This window comes from Trichocoleus sp. FACHB-6, assembly GCF_014695815.1.
Classification (GTDB): Bacteria; Cyanobacteriota; Cyanobacteriia; order Cyanobacteriales; family FACHB-T130; genus Funiculus; species Funiculus sociatus.
Map to the genome: position 1 here is coordinate 33,947 of NZ_JACJOY010000065.1, position 19,819 is coordinate 53,765.

Sequence of the window (19,819 nt, forward strand, 5' to 3'; positions counted from 1 at the left end):
TAATTGCTCGCTTGTTCAAAAGCCATCAGCCATTAGCCATTAGCCATTAGCCATCCTTCCATGAACGACGATAATCTAATTTCACCCGATGGTACACCCCAGCCGTCTATTGCACCTGTGCGGGAGGAGGCGATGCTGCGACTCCGCGAAGGGCTGCGGGAAGGGCAGCAAAGCATGGCTGACTGGCGTTCTGGGCCGTTGGCGGTTTCTGCTGTCCCTGGCGCAGGTAAATCAACGGGGATGGCAGTAGCAGCTGCTTTAGCGATCGCTCGCGAACAACTGCATACGCGACGCTATTTAGTCATCGTCACCTTTACCCGATCCGCTGCTGCTAATATCAAAGCGAAAATTCGTCAGTGTCTCCGGGAAGATTTACTATTACCACAAACAGGCTTTATTGTCCATACTTTACACGGTTTGGCGCTGAATATTGCCACTCGCCATCCAGAGTTATCGGGTTTGAATTTGGAAACGGCGACGGTGGTTTCTCCTAACCAAAGTCATCGGTTAATTCGAGAGTGTGTAGAGCGATGGATTTCTGCCAATCATGGGCGCTACGGGACGCTGCTAGAAGGCATTCAATTTGATGGGGAAGAAACGGAGCGGTTGCGCCGTCAGGCAGTTTTACGGACTGAGGTGCTGCCTAGCATCGCCAACACAGTGATTCACGAAGCGAAAAGTTCTGGTCTCTTGCCGCAAGATTTGTGGGCATTGGCGAGGCAGACACCGGATGATTATGGGATTTTGAGCGTAGCAGCTGGATTGTACGAGCAGTATCAAGCATTATTGCGATCGCGTGACTTAATCGACTACGACGAAATGATTTTAGGCGCACTGCGCGTACTGAAAAACGACAGCGCCCGCCAATTGTGGCAGAATCAAGTTTTTGCCGTCTTTGAAGACGAAGCCCAAGACTCCAGCCCCCTCCAGAGTCAGCTGTTAGAAATTCTCGCTACTACAGATTACCCAACCGCCTTAGATTCAAACCAGAGCGATGTATCCCGTCTCTACAATCTTAATTTGGTGCGGGTAGGAGATCCTAACCAAGCCATCAACTCCACCTTCACGCCAGCCGACCCAATTTATTTCCGGCGGTTCTGCGAAGATTGCCAGCACCTCAACCGCTTGGCAACAATGGATCGAGCTGGTCGTAGTACCCCCATCGTCATCGCCGCCGCTAACTTTGTCCTAAGCTGGGTGAATCAACAATCGGCAGCAGTCAACCGACAACGAACAAGAGACAACAAACAACCAACAGCCGAACTCCCGTTTCGTGAGCAAGAAATTCGCCCCGTTGATGCAGGCGATCCGCAAACTGATGCCAACCCTAGCGCCACAGGTCGGGGACTAGAAATTTATAGTCCCCGCGATGTTTATCATACAGTCGAGTTAATAGGAGAGCGAGTTATTGAATTATTTGGGAAAACCCCAAATAGTCGGGCAGCTGTTTTGGTGCGGGAAAATCGGCAAGCCCGATTTGTTAAAGAGAAACTAGATTATCTGGAACGTCAGCACGATATTAAAGTGTTCGAGGTAGGAGAAAGCGATCGCCACTCCCGCGTTCCCGCTGAAATCCTCGCCATGCTGCAATTTCTCGACCGCCCTCATTCCCCAGACTACTTAAAAGCCGCACTAGAAGTCCTCGTCAAACGCGAACTAATTCCCACCCAAGACCTGAACGCCCTCGCCACCTTCCCAGAGCAATTTCTCTATCCAGGCCCCCTCGACCCAGCACAGACACCACCAGTGCAGCAGGCGGCGCGTTACTGTCGCAGTTTACTTCGCGCCCGCCTAGAACTGCCGCAGTACCAACTGCCAACTTTCCTGGCGCTAACCTTAAAATATGGCCAATCCGAGCTAGCCACAGCAGATAAATTAGCAGAACGAATTGCGATCGCTACCTCTGGCAACAGTTCTATGAGTGCCACACTAGAGGTACTAAGTGAAATTGTAAACTCGGAACGATTTGAACCCGTAGAAACTGAAGACACAGACGCTCGTTATATCCGTTCCGGTCAAGTCACCATCATCACCATGCACAAAGCCAAAGGGCTAGATTGGGATTACGTGTTTATCCCGTTTTTGCACGAGGATAGCATTCCTGGTAGTCCTTGGGTGCCAACAGCTGCCCAGTTTTTGGGTGATTTTACCTTAGCAGAAGTAGCTAGGGCGCAAATTCGCGCCCATCTCCACGGTCAAGTACCGCCAGTAGCACCCCTTGCCTGGGAACAAGCAGGACAACTCAAAGCCGCAGAAGAATTCCGCCTCCTCTATGTAGCTATGACACGGGCAAAGCGCCTACTCTGGATGTCCGCCTCCCAAAAAGGCCCTTTCCGCTGGAACACCTTCAACTGGAGCCATCAAGACAGCTTACAGGAGAAAAAACCTTGCCCGGTCATACCTGCGTTGAAGAGTCAGTTTCCGAAATCGGTTGTCACCTTATCTAGGATGCGGAGTTAATTTGCTTGCGCTTCATTACTTTCGTTGCACCCAAAGCACCAAAGGTTAATAGACCCAACACTGAAGCAGGTTCGGGAACCGGAGTGGTTTGAGTGGCAGCTTGATAAGTCAGGTTGTCAAATCCAACTGAACCTGTGTTGCTGAAATCTATAACTGCCCGTTTTACTGAAGTTCCGCTGTAGGCAAAAGTTTTACCCAGAACAGCCGCTCTTATCGGAGAGGGGAAAATGCCGATTATGTCTTCATCCAGAAGCACCTGCTGGATGCTAATAGAACTTAACGCCTCATTAAAGAGTTCAATAGTAAATGTAGGCATAGGCGGAAATGGAGAATAATTCACTAGGCTTGCCACGTCGAACATAAGTTCTGCTGTCGGCATGGTGAAATCAAGTGTAAGGATACCAGGGGCATCGGTTGCTAAGACGGGGGGTGATAAATCTAAGTTATAGAGTAGACTTCCTGGCGGGCGACCTGCTATTTCTGATAGATCCCAAGTTCTTACAACATTGTAGGTGGCAGCAGTTGAGTCTATTCCATCTACCTTGAAATCAAAGGTGACTCCCTTAAAACTTAAATCATCTACTGGTTGAGTCGGTAGCTCATCAAAAGTTAATTTGGTCAATGTAGCAGCCTGCACACTTTCAGGTGCTATCAGCGTAGATAAAGAAACTGAGCAGATTGTGCTGAAGGTTAAGGCTGAAAATGTTTTTCTTAAGGTAGCCATACGAGTTATTTCTCCAAAAGTTATAAGTTGATAAAAGTGCAATGCGATCGCATACCATCAGACGTTAAGAAGGCTGTTTTGGTTTGCGCTTTAGTGGTGAAGTTGCACTCCATACACCAACCGCCCATAACCCCAACAAGCCAGCAGGCTCCGGAACATCTTTTGGCGGTTCAACTACTATTGGATCGGCGCGAAAAATTCCGCTAGTGCCATTAGCAAGACTGGCAAAAAACGCCACCTGACCGGAATTATTCAATCCCTCTCGGTAAAAACTTAACTCTTGCACTGTCGAACCAAATAGGGTGTCACCAGTAACAATTACCTTATCTTTGATAGGATTGTTTCCAGTGAAAATGCCACTTCCTCCAGCATCTAAGCCTGCCAAAAAAGCTACTGTTCCAAAATCATTAATTGAGGGAGTACTAAAAAAGTTGTTAAAAGCGCCACTGCTATCAGCAATGGTGGTTGTTGTTGTGCCGTTGCCCGTAAAAACTCCGATACTTCCCGTATCTAGACCCGCAATAAAGGCTACATTGCCTGAATTATTAATGGAGGGGTCGCTAAAACCGCTAAAAATACCGCTAGTATCAGCAATGGTCGTGATAATAGGCTCAGAGCCAAATGGGTTATCGTTGCCTGTGAAAATTCCACCTGCTATATCACTTTCATTATCAGACTGATATACGCCCCCTCTAAAGGCTACGGTTCCGGCATCGTTGAGCATAGGAATGCTAATGCTTTCAAAGACACCAGGTGCAATGGGCTGGCAAAAAACGCTGCCGCAGGAACGGGTGGAAATAGAGCCTCCGTTACTTATGCGAATGCTGGTTTGCACGAAAACCCCTGTGAATTCTTCTAAGAAAGCTACATTTCCAGCGTTATTGATGGAGGGGAAGAAAACAGCCTCTCGGAAGCCAGCAACCACAACCAATTCAAAGTTGGTTTCATCTTCACCCTTAAAAATTATTGGAGTATTAAAGCGACGAAGTCCGGTAGAAAAGGCTACGGTTTTTGCGTCATTAATGGAGAGGGAACTAAAGCTATTAAATAGAGGCTCTCCGCTAGGATTGCCATAGGTGGTATTAGTGTCAACAACGGTGGTAGTTGTTGTGCCGTTGCTCGTGAATATCCCTTCGCCACCCACATCTAGTGCAGCATAAAAGGCGACGGTTCCTGTATTATTAAGGGCAGGGCTACCAAAGAAGTTATCATTGGGGTTACTATTACTAAAGCTGCTAAAAGAACTGTTGGTGTCAGCAATTTTTGTAAAATTGAAACTGGCAGCTTGTGCTTCTCCAGTTGCTAGCAAACCCAGACACAAACCCATCAAGGCAGATGGAAAGCTCAAGTGTAATTCCATGGCTATTTTTCTCCTGCATTTAGGTAACTGTTTATTTGCTATTTCTGTTTGCGCTTCATCACTGAAGTAGCCCCAAAAGTACCAACAGCCAGTAAACCCAACACAGAAGCAGGTTCCGGAACATCTTTTGGCGGTTCAACTACTATTGGATCGGCGCGAAAAATTCCGCCAGTGCCATTAGCAAGACTGGCAAAAAACGCCACCTGACCGGAATTATTCAATCCCTCTCGGTAAAAACTTAACTCTTGCACTGTCGAACCAAATAGGGCGTCACCAGTAACAATTACCTTATCTTTGATAGGATTGTTTCCAGTGAAAATGCCACTTCCTCCAGCATCTAAGCCTGCCAAAAAAGCTACTGTTCCAAAATCATTAATTGAGGGGGTACTAAAAAAGCTGTTAAAAGCGCCGCTGCTATCAGCAATGGTGGTCGTTGTCGTGCCGTTGCCCGTAAAAACTCCGCTACGTCCCGTATCTAGGACAGCACTAAAGGCTACGGTTCCTGAATTATTAATGGAAGAGTCGCTAAAACTGTTAAAGGCACCATTGCTGTCAGCAATGGTGTTGGTGATAATTTCTCCATCATCTCTTGTGCCGTTGCCTGTGAAAATTCCGCTACTGGTTAGGTCATCATCGGGACCACCCGGAAGGGGGACGAAGCCATCAGACTTATATACGCGAGCTTGAAATGCTACGGTTCCGGCATCATTGATAATGGGAGCGCTAAGGCGTTCAAAATCGCCAGCGGCAGCTGGTGGACAAAAAGAGGGAAAACAACTGTAGGTGGAAGCAATAGAGTTAGAGTTGCTTGTAGTAATCCTTGTTTGCCCAGAAAACCGTGAGGTTTCTTCTAAGAAAACTACAGTTCCTGAATTATTAATAGAGGGAGAATCAAAGCTTGTAAAGCTAAATTCAATCAGGGTGAAGTCTCCCTGACTCGTAAAAATTCCTGTAGATCCAGATGATTCTAGGATTGCCTCGAAAGCCACGTTACCTACATCATTGATGGAGAAAGAACCAAGTTCAGCAAGAGGATAGCCTACCGTTGGCCTGTCAGGGGGTCCGCCAAAAAGACTGTTCGTATTGGCAATGCTGGTCGTTGTGGTGCCGTTGCCCGTAAAGATACCTTTACCCCCTGCATCTAGAAAAGCCGAAAAGGCTACGGTGCCTTGATTATTGATAGCGGGAGCATCAAAGAAAGAGCTAAAGGAGCCATTGGTATCCGCAATTTTCGTAAACGTGAAACTAGCAGCGTGTGCTTCTCCAGTTGCTAAGAAGCTGAGGCACAATCCCATCAATGCGGTGGGAATACTCAAGTAAAATTTCATGACTATTTCTCTTTTACAACTAAGTGAGTATCAATCTACTGTTTCTGTTTGCGCTTCATCACTGAAGTAGCCCCGAAAGTACCAACAGCCAGTAAACCCAACACGGAAGCAGGTTCTGAAACATCTTTTGGCGGTTCAACTACTATTGGATCGGCGCGAAAAATTCCGCTAGTGCCATTAGCAAGACTGGCAAAAAACGCCACCTGACCGGAATTATTCAACCCCTCTCGGTAAAAACTTAACTCTTGCACTGTGGAATCAAACAAGGTGTCACCCGTACCAATCACCTTATCTTTCAGAGGATTGTTTCCAGTGAAAATGCCACTTCCTCCCACATCTAAGCCTGCCAAAAAAGCTACTATTCCAAAATCATTAATTGAGGGAGTACCAAAAAAGCTGTTAAAAGCGCCACTGCTATCGGCAATGGTGGTCGTTGTCGTGCCGTTGCCCGTAAAAACTCCGCTACGTCCTGTATCTAGGACAGCAGTAAAGGCTACGGTCCCTGAATTATTAATGGAGGGATCGCTAAAACTGTTAAAGGCACCATTGCTGTCAGCAATGGTGTTGGTGATAATTTCTCCATCATCTGTTGTGCCGTTGCCTGTGAAAATTCCGCTACTTAGGTCAATGTAGTTATCATCCGGATCATCCAAAAAGCCATCAGACTGATATACGCGAGCTTGAAAGGCTACAGTTCCGGCATCATTGACAATGGGAGCGCTAAGGCGTCGAAAATCGCCAGCGGCAGCTGGTGGACAAAAATAGGGAAGACAGGTGTAGGTGACAGCAATAAAGTTAGAGTTGCTTGTGCGAATCCTTGTTTGCCCAAAAAACCGTGAGATTGTTTCTAAGAAAACTACAGTTCCTGGGTTATTAATAGAGGGAGAATAAACGCTTGTAAAGCCAGATTCAATCACCCCGTAGTCTCCCTGACTCGTAAAAATTCCTATACCTCCAGATTCTAGGCTTGCCTCGAAAGCTACGTTCCCTAAATCATTGATGGAGAAAGAACCAAGTTCACTAAGAGCATAGCCTACCGTTGGATCGTCAGGGGGGCTGCCAAAAAGGTTGTTCGTATTGGCAATGGTGGTCGTTGTGGTGCCGTTGCCTGTAAAGATACCTTTACCCCCTGCATCTAGAAAAGCCGAAAAGGCTACGGTTCCTTGATTATTGATAGCGGGAGTGGCAGAAATTGGCTCGTAACCACCAATGCCTTTGCCAAGAAAACTGTTAAACGAGCCACTTGTATCGGCAATCTTGGTAAAAGTGAAACTGGCAGCTTGTGCTTCTCCAGCTGCCAGGAAGCCCAAACACAAGCCCATGATTACAGTCGATGCGCTTAAGTGTAATTTCATGGCTAATTTTCTCTTATTTCTATTTGCGCCGCTTGACAAAAGCACCGAAAGTACCAAATGCCAGTAAACCTAACATAGAAGCAGGTTCCGGAACATCTATTGGTGGTTCGCCAGGCACTCCCTGATGATCGGCGCGGAAAATGCCGGTAGTGCCATCAGCAAGGCTGGCAAAGAACGCCAGCTGACCGGGATTATTTAATCCTTCCCGGAAAAAGCCAAGGGACGTTACGGTGGAACCAAACAAGGTGTCACCAGTGCCGATAACTTTATTAGTTAAAGAATTGGAGCCAGTAAAGATACCTGTACCTCCCGCATCTAGACCCGCTAAAAAGGCTACTATTCCTGCATCGTTGATAGAGGCAGCACCAAAGTTGCTAAAGATGCCGCTAGTATCGGCAATGGTGTTGGTTGTGGTGCCGTTGCCTGTAAAGATGCCTTCTCCCCCGGCATCTAAGTCAGCGTTGAAGGCTACTGTTCCCTCATTGTTGATGGAGGCAGCACCAAGGTTGCTAAAGATGCCGCTGGTGTCAGCAACGGTAGTCGTTGTGGTGCCGTTGCCTGTGAAAATTCCGCTACCTCCCCCACTTAAACCTCTTCTGAAAGCCACGATTCCTTGATCATTGAGCGAGTTGGACTCGACAGAACGACCGAGAGTGTCATCGACATTAGGAGCTTCACCACGGGCAATAGTGGTGGTTGTGGTTCCATTCGTTGTCACAACTGTGCTGTCATTTGAGTCAGCGGTTCCTAAAAAGCTATATGAGAAGGCGACCGTTCCTTGATTATTGATCGATGGAGAATCGATGGTAATGCGGGTACGTCCATCTGTTGCAAAATCCCTAATAGTGTTTGTTGTGGTTCCGTTACTTGTAAAAATGCCTTTCCTGAATATGGCACGTCCATCTCCTGGGGCTGTTATTTGCTCTAGCTCAGCATTAAAGGCAACGCTTCCTTCATCATTGATAGAAATATCCCTAGAGGCTCTAATTGGGGATTGCGAGGAAACGGTGGTGTTGGAAATGGTAGTAATTGTTTCTCCATTTCCAGCAAAAATTCCTTCGCTTGTTCTGAAGGCGACAGTTCCTTGATTATTGATGACGGGAGCTTCAAAAAAAGAGCTAAAGGAGTCCCTGTTATCAGCAATCTTGGTAAAGGTGAAGCTGGCAGCTTGTGCTTCTCCGGTTGTTACTAAAGTGAGACATAATCCCATCAATGCTGTTGGAAGGCTCAAGTGTAATTTCATGGCTATTTTTCTCCTACATTTAGGTAACTAACGTCAATTGTTTCCTAATGATTAAATTAGGTAAACATTTACCCTCTGGAAGGCTGGATGTTTGTATGAGAAATGTTCCAAAGCGCGATCGCTACAATTTTCGTGTCAACAGAAACCGTGTATATCTCTGGCGTTCAACAAAAGCTATAAATCTTTGCGGAAATTAGATACTCTGACAATCTTGCGGTGATTTGTTTTCAGGGTTACTTCGCATTATCATGGAATCTTCACATATTCTTCAAACAAAATGCTAGTAGTTATACTGAATCTTTATCAAAACAATAAACTTTAAAACGCCCAACCAGGCAAAGAAAGACACCAAAGCCTTTACCTGGGAGGAAATCTAGCTCTAAGTGGTTATACTGAAAGTATATGAAGTTGTAGTAAAGCTGAGTAAGGTATGAACTTAAGGTAGATGCGTGAAAGTTAGCTTTTCTTAACCGGTGGCTCACAGAGGAAGTAGCCGATGGCTCGTGTGAAACCTAACTGATGTGCAAAGTGTCACTCTTGATTTCAGGATATATGTCAAAATAACGATAGAAATTTTTTAACGGCTTTAAGAAATAGCGGTGTAACTCGTATTCAAAAACATTTTGAAGATTTAAGAGGTGTTGAGGGCAGACAGATTGTCTCCACTGCAAAAATGGGAATGCAAGGTTTGATTTGCTTAGTTAATATTCTGATATGACATAAAAAAGGATTGGGGATTAGCAATTGGGAATTGGGAAAAAGTCTTATCCAGCCCCAATCCCCCATTACTTGTCGGAAACCACATAATAGTGCTAATGTTGTAGATTGTGTCGAATTAAAACAAGGTTATGCCCAAACTGAAAACCCGCAAAGCAGCGGCAAAGCGTTTCAGAGCTACTGGCAGCGGTAAAATAGTACGCCGCAAAGCCTTTAAAAGCCACTTGCTACAGCACAAGTCTTCTGACCGGAAACGGCGGATGTCTAAAATGGCGGTGGTGCATGAACGCGATGAAGAAAATGTACGCTTGATGCTGCCGTATTTGTAAGGAAGCAATTAGTCGCTAGTTTTTAGCTAATAACTAATAACTACTGACTAATAACCACTAACTACTGACTACTGACCCCTAACCACTAACGACTAGCCATGACACGGGTAAAACGCGGTAATGTTGCTCGTAAACGCCGCAACAAAATTCTCAAACTAGCCAAAGGCTTCCGAGGTTCACACTCAACTCTGTTCCGGACGGCCAATCAACAGGTAATGAAGGCGCTGCGTAACGCTTATCGCGATCGCAAGAAGCGCAAGCGCGATTTCCGCAGTCTGTGGATTACGCGCATTAATGCAGCAGCACGTCAGCACGGCATTAGCTATAGCCAACTGATGGGTAAATTGAAAAAAGCTAATGTTCAGATAAATCGTAAGATGCTGGCGCAGATGGCTGTCCTCGATCCATCTAGTTTTGACCAAGTGCTGCAATTAGCTACTAAAGATTAGGGATAAAGGCAAAAGGATGAAGGATAAATTAATTTTGCCTATTGCCTTTTGCCTATTTTCTTTTTCCTTGTGCCTTTTGCCGCCCCCCACTTTCTCCGATTCCCGTGCTGGAGAAATCAGGAAAATTTATTGGTGGGTGGTTGGGAGTATCGCCTTTTCTCATGCTGCTGAACTCAAAGAGATTCAGGAGCGTGGCTATCTAATGGTTGCAGTTAAAGACAATCTGCGCCCTCTAGGTTTCACAGATGCCAGTGGCAAACTGCAAGGGTTAGAAATTGACTTAGCTCGGCGTTTAGCGGCGGAAATTCTGGGGAAACCGGATGCGGTGAGGTTGCAGCCAGTGGCAAACCGCGATCGCATCTCGGTAGTGCTGGAGGGTAAAGTCGATCTGACGATTGCCAGAGTAACGGCAACCTCATCGCGTGATCGCTTAGTTAACTTCAGCCTTCCCTACTATCTGGATGGCACTGCCTTAGTTACCAAGGACGCATCTTTACAGAAGCTAGATGATGTGCAAAATCAAAAGATTGCCGTCCTGAAAGGTTCTGATACGATTTCGCAGGTGCGGTTTATTATACCACAAGTTGAGCTAGTTGGTGTAGATTCTTATGAAGAGGCGCGATCGCTTCTAGAATCGGGTGGTGCCAGTGCCTTTGCCGCCGATGCCAGCGTTCTCACAGGCTGGGTGCAAGAGTATCCTCAATACCGACTACTAAGTGTGCGACTCTCAGGACTCCCCTTAGCTGTAGTAATGCCCAAGGGATTGCAGTACGATAGTTTGCGGCAGCGGGTGAATGATGCGATCGCCCGTTGGAAGGCAGAAGGATGGCTACAGGAACGGATTAAGTATTGGGGGCTACCTCAGAGCGATACTCCACGGTTCCAGACACGATGAATCGCATCTCATCATAATAAAGTTAGAAGCAAAATTTTAATCTCTCTAATGGAAGGGCATGGATAACGAAATTCTGCCAATTTTCTATCTCTCGTTGTTGCTGGTACTGCTTGGTGCTGCTGCTGTGGCAATTGTGCGCCAGATTTTCAAAACTCGCAAAATTGAAAGCGCCCTCTCGCGGCTGCAAAAGCAGCTGAAAGATAACCAAGGCACAACTCAAGAGTATTACGAACTGGGCAGCATCTATCTCGATAAAAAATTGTACGTGCAGGCGATAAACCAGTTTCAAAAAGCCCTAAAAGCTGAAGATGCTGAATCAGAAAACCTTGCGCCTGTATACAATGCTCTTGGCTTTGCTAACTTCTCTCAAGAGCAGTATGACGTAGCAATTCGCAACTACAAAGAAGCCTTGAAGCTAGATCCAGATTATGTCACAGCGCTCAATAACCTGGGTCATGTTTATGAGAAGAAGAAATTAACTTCTCAAGCGTTGGAAATGTATGAGGAATCGCTTAAACACGCACCGAACAATCCTACTGCCAAGCGTCGCGCCGAATCCTTACGCAGAAGGTTGGTTCCCTCTAGTTAATTGCAAATATACCCCCCAGGCTAGAGCCTGTGGCTAGACAAACCAAGCCTACCTACAGAGGCAAATAGAAAAAGCCCGCGCAGGCGGGCTTTTTTTGTGTAGGTGCGACTAAAGTCGTCAGGCGTTTTTACAAATGGCTAATGACCAATGACTAATCTTCAAGTTCCCATTGATCCTTACTCATTTCTTCATCCAGAATTTTTTTCGGACGCAGCACCAAGATAACTTGTCCTAAAAGAGGGAAACTGGGAGCATCTGGGAACCACTGAAATTGCAATTCTCCTGACTCTTCAAATAAAAAGTAGCTATCAGCATCCCATTCCTGTTTAGCTCGATCTATCAGAAGCAGGATTGGTTCAGAAGTGCTGCTTAATTGATTGGGTAAATAGCTACTATCACAGAGAATTACTACTGGCTCTTGGGCTTTCAAAACGACTTGCCAACCGGGTAAAGAAACCCAAGATCCATTCCAAGATATCTCCACTAGCTCGAATGGCTTAATTGGTTCGACTAGCGGGACATTTTGCAAGTCAGCAGATTTTAGGGGGAGGACGCCCGCTACTGGGATTATGCGGGGTTGTTGCTCGTCTTCGTCCTGCCGATACACGGGTAAAATGGGGGCTTTACGCTTAGAAGTGCCTACAACTTCAGTAAGCAGCTGCTCTATCTGTTGTCGGGCGCTCTGGCTGTGAGCGAACATTAAGCCACGAGCAATAAAACGCGATCGCTCTGCCAAATCGGTTTGTTGTTTTGCCCGTCTCCAATATTGGTAGGCTACCGCATCTCCCGGATGGTTAGAAAATCCCTGCGGTAACGTCCGCATCCGGGAAAGCTCTTTCACGTCTTTTGCGACTTCACGGGCTACATCGGCATCCAGATTTCTGGATAATATAAATTCTGCCGTTGCCACTCGTTCTAGCTGGGTAAGAATACGCAATTCATACAAAATATCGCTACCTTTGCGAAAATAGTGCGATCGCGCTTCCTGGGACGCTTCACCATTTACCAATGATGTATAAACTTGAGAGCCGACAATAACTTGATTCTGCTGTATAGGCTCAAAACCAGTTGCCTCAAAAATCGCCTGGGGAGTGTAGCCTGCTTTTTGCAATGTGGCACAGGCTTGTCCCCACTCAACCCAGCTACCTTCTTTGCGCCGGAGACTAAGCAGCAAATCTTCGCTATTCTCTTTCGCTTGCTCTGGTTGAGGGTTACGATCGGGAGTGTCTGAGCAAGATGTTTCAGTCATAATTACCTCAAGGAGCTTTCACAAGTTATCAAGTTACAAGCGACGTTTTTAAATGTATCGCGTTTAGGTCACTAATTTAGAGATTGGGGATTGAGAATTGAGAATCCCCACTCCCCACTCCCAAGTGTCCCTTCGATGAGCCAAAAACCGTAAATTCCTGGTTACATTCTTCGTTACAAAAATGCTACTAATAATTAGCCTCTAGTTAAAAATGATTTGTACGTCTCAATCTACACCAAGAAGTTGATCAAGAGTTTATTGTATCTTTATGGACAATGCTATTACGGATCTTGATACTATCAGCCGTCAGTTAATGAGTCTAGAGCGACCCAAAAAGCCTAAAATGTTGGTGGTGGACGATGAGCCAGATAATCTCGATCTGCTCTACCGCACTTTCCGCCGAGATTTCAATGTTCTGAGAGCCGAAAGCGGTATTCACGCCCTGGAAGTTTTGTCAGCAGAAGGGGAAGTTGCCGTAATTATCTCTGACCAGCGGATGCCAGAAATGAAGGGAACAGAATTTTTGAGCAGAACAGTTCCCAAGTTCCCAGATACGGTGCGAATCATCCTCACGGGTTTTACAGACGTTGAGGATTTGGTAGAAGCGATTAACTCTGGACAAGTTTACAAGTACATCACGAAGCCTTGGGACCCCAATGAACTCAAAGCCGTGGTGCAACGGGCAGCAGATACTTATGATTTGTTGAAGCAACGCACGGAGGAGCTGCATCGCGCTCAGGCGCAAACAGCACTTCTAGCAACCATTGTCCAGGTAGCACAGGAATCCCCCAGCTTAGAAGCGACGCTAGAGCCAATTGCTGATGCTTTTGGCAAAAGCTTTTGGGCCGATGGCTGCATTTTGCAGCTGGTGGAGGGTGAGGCGCTGGCTGCGGCTCAAGGAATTTACAGTTCCGCTCTTGACACAGAAAACTGGCTCTCTTTAGACCCCAGAGTAGAGGAGGCGATCGCATCCCGACAAGTTCAGGCTTGGGTGAATGCTCCCGGAAATACCGTTCCAGCTGGTATTGACCAATACCAAGCTTCAGGTCTTCAGGCGCATCTAGTTATCCCCATCGTCTATCGGGGTGAAGTGCTGGCGGTGCTATCCCTCCAGTGGAAACGCCCCTGCAAATTGCGAGAAGATGAGCTGAAACTGATTCACTTATCGGCGCAGCAAGTTGGCCTAGTCCTCACCAGTACCCGATACCATAAGTAGTCATTGGTCATTAGCCATTAGCCAATGACTAATGGCTTTTAAACAATTAGCAATTAGCAACAGACTAATGACTACTGACCAAAAGCAAATTCAAGCCATATTCGACCGCATTGCTCCAGTTTACGACCAGCTTAACGATCGCTTGAGTTTAGGGCAGCATCGCGTCTGGAAGCTGATGACGGTGAAGTGGATTGATTTAAGTATTGGTGATGTTTGCTTGGATGTATGCTGTGGCAGTGGCGATCTAGCCCAGCTAGTGGCGCAGCGCGTCGGAGAAACCGGGCAAGTTTTTGGGGTAGATTTTTCATCAGAGCAGTTAGCGATCGCTCACCAACGATCCCAAAATCAACACCCGCCTCTACCCATCACCTGGATCGAAGCAGACGCACTAAATCTCCCCTTTCCTGACAACCACTTCGACTGCGCCACAATGGGCTACGGACTCCGCAACGTCACCAATATTCCCCGGTGTCTCCAAGAGCTGCACCGCGTCCTCAAGCCTGGTGCTAAAGCCGCTATGTTAGACTTCCATCGCCCCAGCAGTCCCCTACTGCGATCCTTCCAGCAGTGGTATTTGGATAACATCGTCGTCCCAAATGCCAAAGAACTAGGATTGACCGAAGAATACGCCTACATTAGCCCCAGCCTAGATAAATTTCCCATAGGTAGCGAACAAGTTCATTTAGCCCGTCAAGCTGGATTTGACAAAGCTACTCACTATCAAATTGCTAGCGGGATGATGGGCGTTTTAGTCGTAGCCAAAGCCTAATATGGGAATTAGGGGGAGTAGAGAGTTAAAAGTTAAGCGTTATGAATTAGCGCGATATGCACTTTTTCTGAGCAGCTCCTTTAAAAGGGGGATTGGGGGGATCAAAACGCTAGGCATAAGCGATAATATCCCGCTAGCCGCCTTTCAAAAGGGGTGAGACAAAGACTGAAAGTTGCACTCGGCGTGAATTAGAGTTAATAAAACTCCTCGCCTACTCACTCCCCTATCCCTAAGCCCTGTCTAACTGGATCGCTATCTTGAATTGGTCTAACTTCTGGCTTTACGTCAGCCCCCCCATAGTTGGTGCAATTATTGGCTATTTCACCAACGATATTGCTATTAAAATGTTATTCCGCCCCTATCGTACTCTTTACATAGGAGGGCGGCGCGTACCTTTCACTCCCGGCTTGATTCCCCGAAATCAAGAGCGCCTAGCTAATCGGGTCTCTGCGACAATTATGGGGTCGCTGCTGACACCACAAGAACTGCAAAACCTGGCGCGGCGGCTGTTGCATACTGAGCGTGTCCAGGCGGCAATTCTCTGGTTGCTCAAACTGGCACTAGAGCAAATTAAACCCGATAAATCGCAGAAAACCAGCAAAGTTCTGGCTGGAATTCTTCGGGATTTGCTCGGTCAGTCCTTACCCCGCATTATCAAAGTTTTAGCTCGTCGCGAAGATTTTCTGGAAGCTCAATTAAACCAAATTTTTGACCAGATTTTGCTGGATTTTCAGCTTAGTGAAGACCAAGCTAAAAAGCTTTCTGATTGGATATTGCAGGTGGTACTGCCACCAGATGTTTTGCGACAAACTATAGTAGATTTCTTGACAGATCGCAATATTCAAATTATTGATGAAGGCTTTCGAGAAAAGGCCAGTGGTACTTACTGGGTAGTAGCGAATTTGTTTGGTCTTCGCAATACACTAACGCGCTTGCGGACGTTTTGCCTGGATGAAAAAGAAGCGAGTAATGCACGTCTTGCGGAGTTAATAGTTTCTTTAGCGATTCGACAACGCTTGCAAGAATGGCTGCAAAATCTCTCTTTGCAAAATTTACCAGTTTCAACAGTGCGACAGCTGCGTAAAACTTTACGCGATGGTGTCCGCCAATATGTTCAAGAGCGTGGCACTGAATTAATGCAGGGATTGAGTCAATCTTTAGACTGGGAAAATATTGCCTCGTTGCTGCTTAATCGTTTGCGAACTTCTGCGGCTATAACTAATTCTTTAGGAGTGGTCAGCAAAGAATTAGCTTTAGTTTTAGAGCGTTATTTGGAGCGAGATTTAGAAAATATTGTTGCTCAAGTGATTCCCATTTTGAATATCGATCAGGTAATTATTGACCGAGTGAAGGCGACATCTGCGGCGGAACTGGAAACATCAATTCAAGGAATTGTGAAAAATGAGTTGCAAGCTATTGTCAATTTAGGCGGCATTTTGGGGTTTGTGGTGGGGTTGTTCCAGACGGTTGTGCTGCTGCTGCGTTAGTCTGTACAACAATTAACTCTAGCGTTGAAGAACCGTTTGTAATACTATTTTGTTTAAGTGGGCAACGCATAAATTTCTAAAACGGCTTAGAGGCAATAGTTACACAGTCGAAAATCACGCGATGTTTTGGGAAAAATCAATCTCCCCAAAAATCGCTTCAAAAATCCAAAATGGTATGAGCTATGGCTTGGGAAGCTGGGCAGAGATTATACGGCGATCGCTATATCATTGATCGTGCGATTAGTCGTGGCGGCTTGGGTATCACCTATCTAGCCAAAGACAGAAAGGGTAATCGGGTTTTCATTAAAACTCTCAAAGACGAGGTACTGAATAACCCTGAATTGGCGGCATTTCGAGACAAATTTCAGCAAGATTTTCTCGTCGGAGGCGCTACGCCTAGCATTATGTCGCCATCCTCACATCTGGCGATCGCGTCGGCTGGCGCGTGAATGAAACTTGGCTGTGGTGGAATGACCTCAACTTCACCCATGATGCTCTCCCCGGACATCTTCCTGGTTGGCGCGTTGGAGGTTCGGGGCGTGTGTGGGGTTGTTTCGTAACGGTTGGTGAATCTCTGCTTTCACGTCCAAACTGGTGATTTATTTGTATAGCAAAAACTCTAACGTCTCAAAAGTGAATAACTTTAATCGCTACTACGAAATCCTCGATCTTGAACCCAGTGCTTCGCTCTTAGAGGTGAAGCAGGCTTATAAAGATTTAGCATCTGTCTGGCATCCAGATCGCTACTCTCACAATCCTCGGTTACAGAAAAAAGCAGAGGATAAATTAAAAGAAATTAATCAAGCTTACGAGAAAATATGCACTAATTTGAATACTTCTCAAAATCGAACCTCTCCTATTGAGAGTCAACCCGATCAACCATCTTCATCAACTCCATCTGTAAGTCTAATTTCAGCCGTAGGCGTTGATTACAGGCAACTGCGAGATTTACTAGCAGCTGGAAAGTGGAAAGAGGCTGACGAGGAAACAGCTAAAAAGATGCTAGAGGTAGCAGGTAGAGACAAAATAGGTGGGTTGCGAGTTGAAGATATCAAAAGATTTCCCTGTGAAGACCTTCGCACCATTGACCAACTCTGGCTAAACTACAGCAACGGGCGTTTTGGATTCAGCGTTCAGAAGTCTATTTGGGAAAGTGTCGGGGGAAAAGATAATCTAGACTGGAAAACCTACGAGAGTTTTGGCGAGCGCCTCGGATGGCGGAGGAAAACTACCTGGCTACCCTACAGTAGCCTCACTTTTACAAAAAATGCTCCTATAGGACATCTCCCTGTAGGTAAACTGATTGTGCGTTGGTGGTCGTGTAGCTTTGTAGCAGCGGACGACATGACAGAGTGGGTAGATTTTGTGCTTTGTCTATTAAATCGTGTCGAGACTTGTAAGCTTTAACATCTAGTAGTTAGGCGATCGCATCTCACAAGAGCAAAATCTGAAGGTGCGGAATCAAAATTTTGAGGTACGCTCACTGTGGGAAAGATAAACAGGAGCGATCTTAAGGTCGTCAGTGCCATGCGTTTAAAGCGAATCTTTGGCTTTTTGGTGTTGTGTGTGGGTGTTAGCAGCGTCTTCATCTGGAGAGAGGGTCAATTGGCACCCGTCTCGCAAGCTGAACCTGCACCACTGTCTGAGGAGGTTCTAGCACAGAAAGATGTGCCGTATGTGCCAACGCCTAAAGAGGTGGTAACAAAAATGTTGCAACTGGCGAGTGTTACCAAAGATGATGTCGTCTACGATCTCGGTTCTGGCGATGGAAGACTGGTTATCGAAGCGGCGAAACTCGGCGCGAAGGGTGTTGGTGTAGAGCTTAACACGCGGCTAGTTGTAGAGAGTAGGGAAAATGCTATATCGGCGGGTGTAAGAGATCGCGTCAGGTTTATGGAGCAAGATTTATTCAAAACTGACCTCACTCCGGCTACAGTAATCACACTTTACCTGTTGCCTAAAGTTAATTTGCAGCTGCGACCTACTCTACTCCAACTCAAACCGGGGACGCGCCTTGTCTCCCACCAGTTCGATATGAGGGAATGGAAACCGGATCAAACTGAACTGGTGCAGGTAGGTTCGCGTCCGCATCTGGTTTACTACTGGGTGGTTCCAGCACAAGTATCGGGAACTTGGGAATGGAATATGCCAACGGCTTCTGGTGAAGAACGTTACAAGCTGCAATTAACCCAAGAGTTCCAGGGAGTCAAGGGAACCCTAAGTATAGGCGATCGCGTAATCAAGTTGACTGATGCCAAGTTAACAGGTGATCGTCTCAGCTTCAAGACCGTCGAGTCGGTGAATGGAACTGAGGTAACGATGCAGTTTGATGGGAAAATTCAGGAGGATGCGATCGCTGGTAGTGTCAATTTGGGTGGCAATGAAGCACAGCGCCGCGATTGGGTAGCCAAGCGTCAATCATAGAGGCGATTTTTAGTTCAATGCGTCAACCTGTAGGTGTTAAAATTCACCAAAGCTAAAAAATGGCTGAATCCTTCTGTGTGTAAGGATTTAACTGATGCAATCTAATTGTACGGTTGGCGCATCTGCTGTATTGCTCTCGTACCGAGCTTTTCAGACGTTTTCACTAAATGAGACTCTTGCCTAATCCGCGCCAGGATGATAATATTCCAGAGGTTGACGCAATTGCACCTCGAAAACTACATACAGTAAGCCTTTCAGATATCGGCAGCCGGAAAAGTCCTAAATCCCTATCAGGGATTGAAACTTTTAAGGATATTCCTTTTTAGATATGCTCCAAAAGCCGGAAAAGTCCTAAATCCCTATCAGGGATTGAAACTTGTGCCTGAGCTTTCCAATCCTCCAGAAGCGCCAGCCGGAAAAGTCCTAAATCCCTATCAGGGATTGAAACAGCTGATGGAGAGGAGAATGCGATCGCGCTGCCGTGCCGGAAAAGTCCTAAATCCCTATCAGGGATTGAAACTATTGCGACAGCGGGCCATTTTGATGGGCGCTTAAGCCGGAAAAGTCCTAAATCCCTATCAGGGATTGAAACACTTAGTATTCAAGACAAGGATGAACTCCTAAAGCCGGAAAAGTCCTAAATCCCTATCAGGGATTGAAACATGTCCTATTTGTCAATGGAGGCGCAGTATGCGCGCCGGAAAAGTCCTAAATCCCTATCAGGGATTGAAACAAAATTGTTCGTTTTGTTACCTCTGAAATAGGGCGCCGGAAAAGTCCTAAATCCCTATCAGGGATTGAAACGAAGTATATAAAATCTTCGATTGCTGCTAATTTTAGCCGGAAAAGTCCTAAATCCCTATCAGGGATTGAAACCCCCCGAAAGTGAAAAACGCCTTTGCATATATGATAAGCCGGAAAAGTCCTAAATCCCTATCAGGGATTGAAACTGCTTATACCTATGCTGAGGCTACTGAAAAAATCACGCCGGAAAAGTCCTAAATCCCTATCAGGGATTGAAACTAGTTGCTCTCGACTTGCAACTGCGTTTTATCCGCCGGAAAAGTCCTAAATCCCTATCAGGGATTGAAACCTACAGAACATAGTTTTAGCTTGATTATAAGCAAGCCGGAAAAGTCCTAAATCCCTATCAGGGATTGAAACATAAGAAAGAACGGCCCCACGCTTACCCATCTGCGCCGGAAAAGTCCTAAATCCCTATCAG

General features: G+C 46.2%; 18 protein-coding genes and 1 CRISPR repeat array (1 of these 19 only partly in view). Of the genes, 12 read left to right on the plus strand and 6 right to left on the minus strand.

Annotated elements, in window-relative coordinates; genetic code table 11:
- The first annotated feature begins 60 nt into the window (after positions 1-60).
- A complete protein-coding gene (locus H6F66_RS12320) occupies positions 61-2,460 on the plus strand; it encodes an ATP-dependent helicase (protein WP_190421570.1) in 2,400 nt (799 codons plus the stop codon).
- Here the strand turns inward: H6F66_RS12320 and H6F66_RS27645 are convergent.
- From H6F66_RS27645 to H6F66_RS12345, 5 genes are all read right to left on the minus strand, one after another.
- Entirely contained in the window at positions 2,444-3,184 is a 741-nt protein-coding gene (locus tag H6F66_RS27645; protein WP_199295197.1) for a PEP-CTERM sorting domain-containing protein, read from the minus strand. The genes H6F66_RS12320 and H6F66_RS27645 overlap by 17 nt on opposite strands.
- A 64-nt stretch (positions 3,185-3,248) precedes the next feature.
- Positions 3,249-4,544 carry a choice-of-anchor tandem repeat NxxGxxAF-containing protein gene (locus H6F66_RS12330; protein ID WP_190421572.1) on the minus strand — a complete coding sequence of 432 codons (1,296 nt, stop codon included), beginning with the start codon at positions 4,542-4,544 and terminating at the stop codon, positions 3,249-3,251.
- A 38-nt stretch (positions 4,545-4,582) separates the two neighbouring features.
- Positions 4,583-5,872, minus strand: a complete 1,290-nt coding sequence (locus H6F66_RS12335) for a choice-of-anchor tandem repeat NxxGxxAF-containing protein (RefSeq protein WP_190421574.1) — start codon at positions 5,870-5,872, stop codon at positions 4,583-4,585.
- 35 nt (positions 5,873-5,907) lie between these two features.
- The gene (locus H6F66_RS12340) at positions 5,908-7,227 is read right to left on the minus strand and encodes a choice-of-anchor tandem repeat NxxGxxAF-containing protein (RefSeq protein WP_190421576.1); all 1,320 of its coding nucleotides are present in this window, start codon (positions 7,225-7,227) and stop codon (positions 5,908-5,910) included.
- A gap of 19 nt (positions 7,228-7,246) precedes the next feature.
- Positions 7,247-8,470, minus strand: a complete 1,224-nt coding sequence (locus tag H6F66_RS12345) for a PEP-CTERM sorting domain-containing protein (protein ID WP_190421578.1) — start codon at positions 8,468-8,470, stop codon at positions 7,247-7,249.
- Between the two features lie 848 nt (positions 8,471-9,318).
- Here H6F66_RS12345 and rpmI point away from each other — a divergent pair.
- The 4 genes from rpmI to H6F66_RS12365 all read left to right on the plus strand — a co-directional run bounded on the left by rpmI (position 9,319) and on the right by H6F66_RS12365 (position 11,449).
- Complete coding sequence (gene rpmI, locus H6F66_RS12350; RefSeq protein WP_190421580.1) at positions 9,319-9,516, plus strand: 50S ribosomal protein L35; 198 nt, start codon at positions 9,319-9,321, stop codon at positions 9,514-9,516.
- A gap of 98 nt (positions 9,517-9,614) precedes the next feature.
- Complete coding sequence (gene rplT, locus H6F66_RS12355; protein ID WP_190421582.1) at positions 9,615-9,965, plus strand: 50S ribosomal protein L20; 351 nt, start codon at positions 9,615-9,617, stop codon at positions 9,963-9,965.
- 202 nt (positions 9,966-10,167) lie between these two features.
- Positions 10,168-10,860 carry a transporter substrate-binding domain-containing protein gene (locus tag H6F66_RS12360; protein WP_347269376.1) on the plus strand — a complete coding sequence of 231 codons (693 nt, stop codon included), beginning with the start codon at positions 10,168-10,170 and terminating at the stop codon, positions 10,858-10,860.
- 58 nt (positions 10,861-10,918) lie between these two features.
- Positions 10,919-11,449, plus strand: coding sequence for a tetratricopeptide repeat protein (locus tag H6F66_RS12365; protein ID WP_190421586.1), 531 nt, complete (start codon positions 10,919-10,921; stop codon positions 11,447-11,449).
- Positions 11,450-11,600: 151 nt separating this feature from the next.
- On the opposite strand, the gene H6F66_RS12370 is transcribed toward H6F66_RS12365, so the two are convergent.
- Entirely contained in the window at positions 11,601-12,698 is a 1,098-nt protein-coding gene (locus H6F66_RS12370; protein WP_190421588.1) for a RuBisCO accumulation factor 1, read from the minus strand.
- A 268-nt stretch (positions 12,699-12,966) separates the two neighbouring features.
- Between H6F66_RS12370 and H6F66_RS12375 the strand changes: the two genes are divergently transcribed.
- The 7 genes from H6F66_RS12375 to H6F66_RS12405 all read left to right on the plus strand — a co-directional run bounded on the left by H6F66_RS12375 (position 12,967) and on the right by H6F66_RS12405 (position 18,594).
- Positions 12,967-13,914 carry a response regulator gene (locus tag H6F66_RS12375; RefSeq protein WP_190421590.1) on the plus strand — a complete coding sequence of 316 codons (948 nt, stop codon included), beginning with the start codon at positions 12,967-12,969 and terminating at the stop codon, positions 13,912-13,914.
- Positions 13,915-13,981: 67 nt separating this feature from the next.
- Positions 13,982-14,683, plus strand: a complete 702-nt coding sequence (ubiE, locus tag H6F66_RS12380; protein ID WP_190421592.1) for a bifunctional demethylmenaquinone methyltransferase/2-methoxy-6-polyprenyl-1,4-benzoquinol methylase UbiE — start codon at positions 13,982-13,984, stop codon at positions 14,681-14,683.
- A gap of 257 nt (positions 14,684-14,940) precedes the next feature.
- A complete protein-coding gene (locus H6F66_RS12385; protein ID WP_190421594.1) occupies positions 14,941-16,170 on the plus strand; it encodes a DUF445 family protein in 1,230 nt (409 codons plus the stop codon).
- 182 nt (positions 16,171-16,352) lie between these two features.
- On the plus strand, positions 16,353-16,619 hold the full coding sequence (locus H6F66_RS12390; RefSeq protein ID WP_190421596.1) for a hypothetical protein: 267 nt from the start codon (positions 16,353-16,355) through the stop codon (positions 16,617-16,619).
- Entirely contained in the window at positions 16,616-16,768 is a 153-nt protein-coding gene (locus H6F66_RS12395; protein ID WP_190421598.1) for a hypothetical protein, read from the plus strand. Before H6F66_RS12390 ends, H6F66_RS12395 begins: the two co-directional genes overlap by 4 nt.
- 35 nt (positions 16,769-16,803) lie before the next feature.
- On the plus strand, positions 16,804-17,577 hold the full coding sequence (locus tag H6F66_RS12400) for a GUN4 domain-containing protein (RefSeq protein WP_190421600.1): 774 nt from the start codon (positions 16,804-16,806) through the stop codon (positions 17,575-17,577).
- A 78-nt stretch (positions 17,578-17,655) separates the two neighbouring features.
- Positions 17,656-18,594, plus strand: a complete 939-nt coding sequence (locus H6F66_RS12405; RefSeq protein ID WP_347269375.1) for a class I SAM-dependent methyltransferase — start codon at positions 17,656-17,658, stop codon at positions 18,592-18,594.
- 267 nt (positions 18,595-18,861) lie between these two features.
- A CRISPR array of direct repeats spans positions 18,862-19,819; the repeat unit is 37 nt; unit sequence GCCGGAAAAGTCCTAAATCCCTATCAGGGATTGAAAC (it continues 4,818 nt past the right edge of the window).

Bases quoted from the DNA above. Each gene is read 5' to 3' on its own strand.
- H6F66_RS12320 (WP_190421570.1), top strand. From the start codon at position 61: ATGAACGACGATAATCTAATTTCACCCGATGGTACACCCCAGCCGTCT.
- H6F66_RS27645 (WP_199295197.1), bottom strand. From the start codon at position 3,184: ATGGCTACCTTAAGAAAAACATTTTCAGCCTTAACCTTCAGCACAATC.
- H6F66_RS12330 (WP_190421572.1), bottom strand. From the start codon at position 4,544: ATGGAATTACACTTGAGCTTTCCATCTGCCTTGATGGGTTTGTGTCTG.
- H6F66_RS12335 (WP_190421574.1), bottom strand. From the start codon at position 5,872: ATGAAATTTTACTTGAGTATTCCCACCGCATTGATGGGATTGTGCCTC.
- H6F66_RS12340 (WP_190421576.1), bottom strand. From the start codon at position 7,227: ATGAAATTACACTTAAGCGCATCGACTGTAATCATGGGCTTGTGTTTG.
- H6F66_RS12345 (WP_190421578.1), bottom strand. From the start codon at position 8,470: ATGAAATTACACTTGAGCCTTCCAACAGCATTGATGGGATTATGTCTC.
- rpmI (WP_190421580.1), top strand. From the start codon at position 9,319: ATGCCCAAACTGAAAACCCGCAAAGCAGCGGCAAAGCGTTTCAGAGCT.
- rplT (WP_190421582.1), top strand. From the start codon at position 9,615: ATGACACGGGTAAAACGCGGTAATGTTGCTCGTAAACGCCGCAACAAA.
- H6F66_RS12360 (WP_347269376.1), top strand. From the start codon at position 10,168: ATGGTTGCAGTTAAAGACAATCTGCGCCCTCTAGGTTTCACAGATGCC.
- H6F66_RS12365 (WP_190421586.1), top strand. From the start codon at position 10,919: ATGGATAACGAAATTCTGCCAATTTTCTATCTCTCGTTGTTGCTGGTA.
- H6F66_RS12370 (WP_190421588.1), bottom strand. From the start codon at position 12,698: ATGACTGAAACATCTTGCTCAGACACTCCCGATCGTAACCCTCAACCA.
- H6F66_RS12375 (WP_190421590.1), top strand. From the start codon at position 12,967: ATGGACAATGCTATTACGGATCTTGATACTATCAGCCGTCAGTTAATG.
- ubiE (WP_190421592.1), top strand. From the start codon at position 13,982: ATGACTACTGACCAAAAGCAAATTCAAGCCATATTCGACCGCATTGCT.
- H6F66_RS12390 (WP_190421596.1), top strand. From the start codon at position 16,353: ATGGCTTGGGAAGCTGGGCAGAGATTATACGGCGATCGCTATATCATT.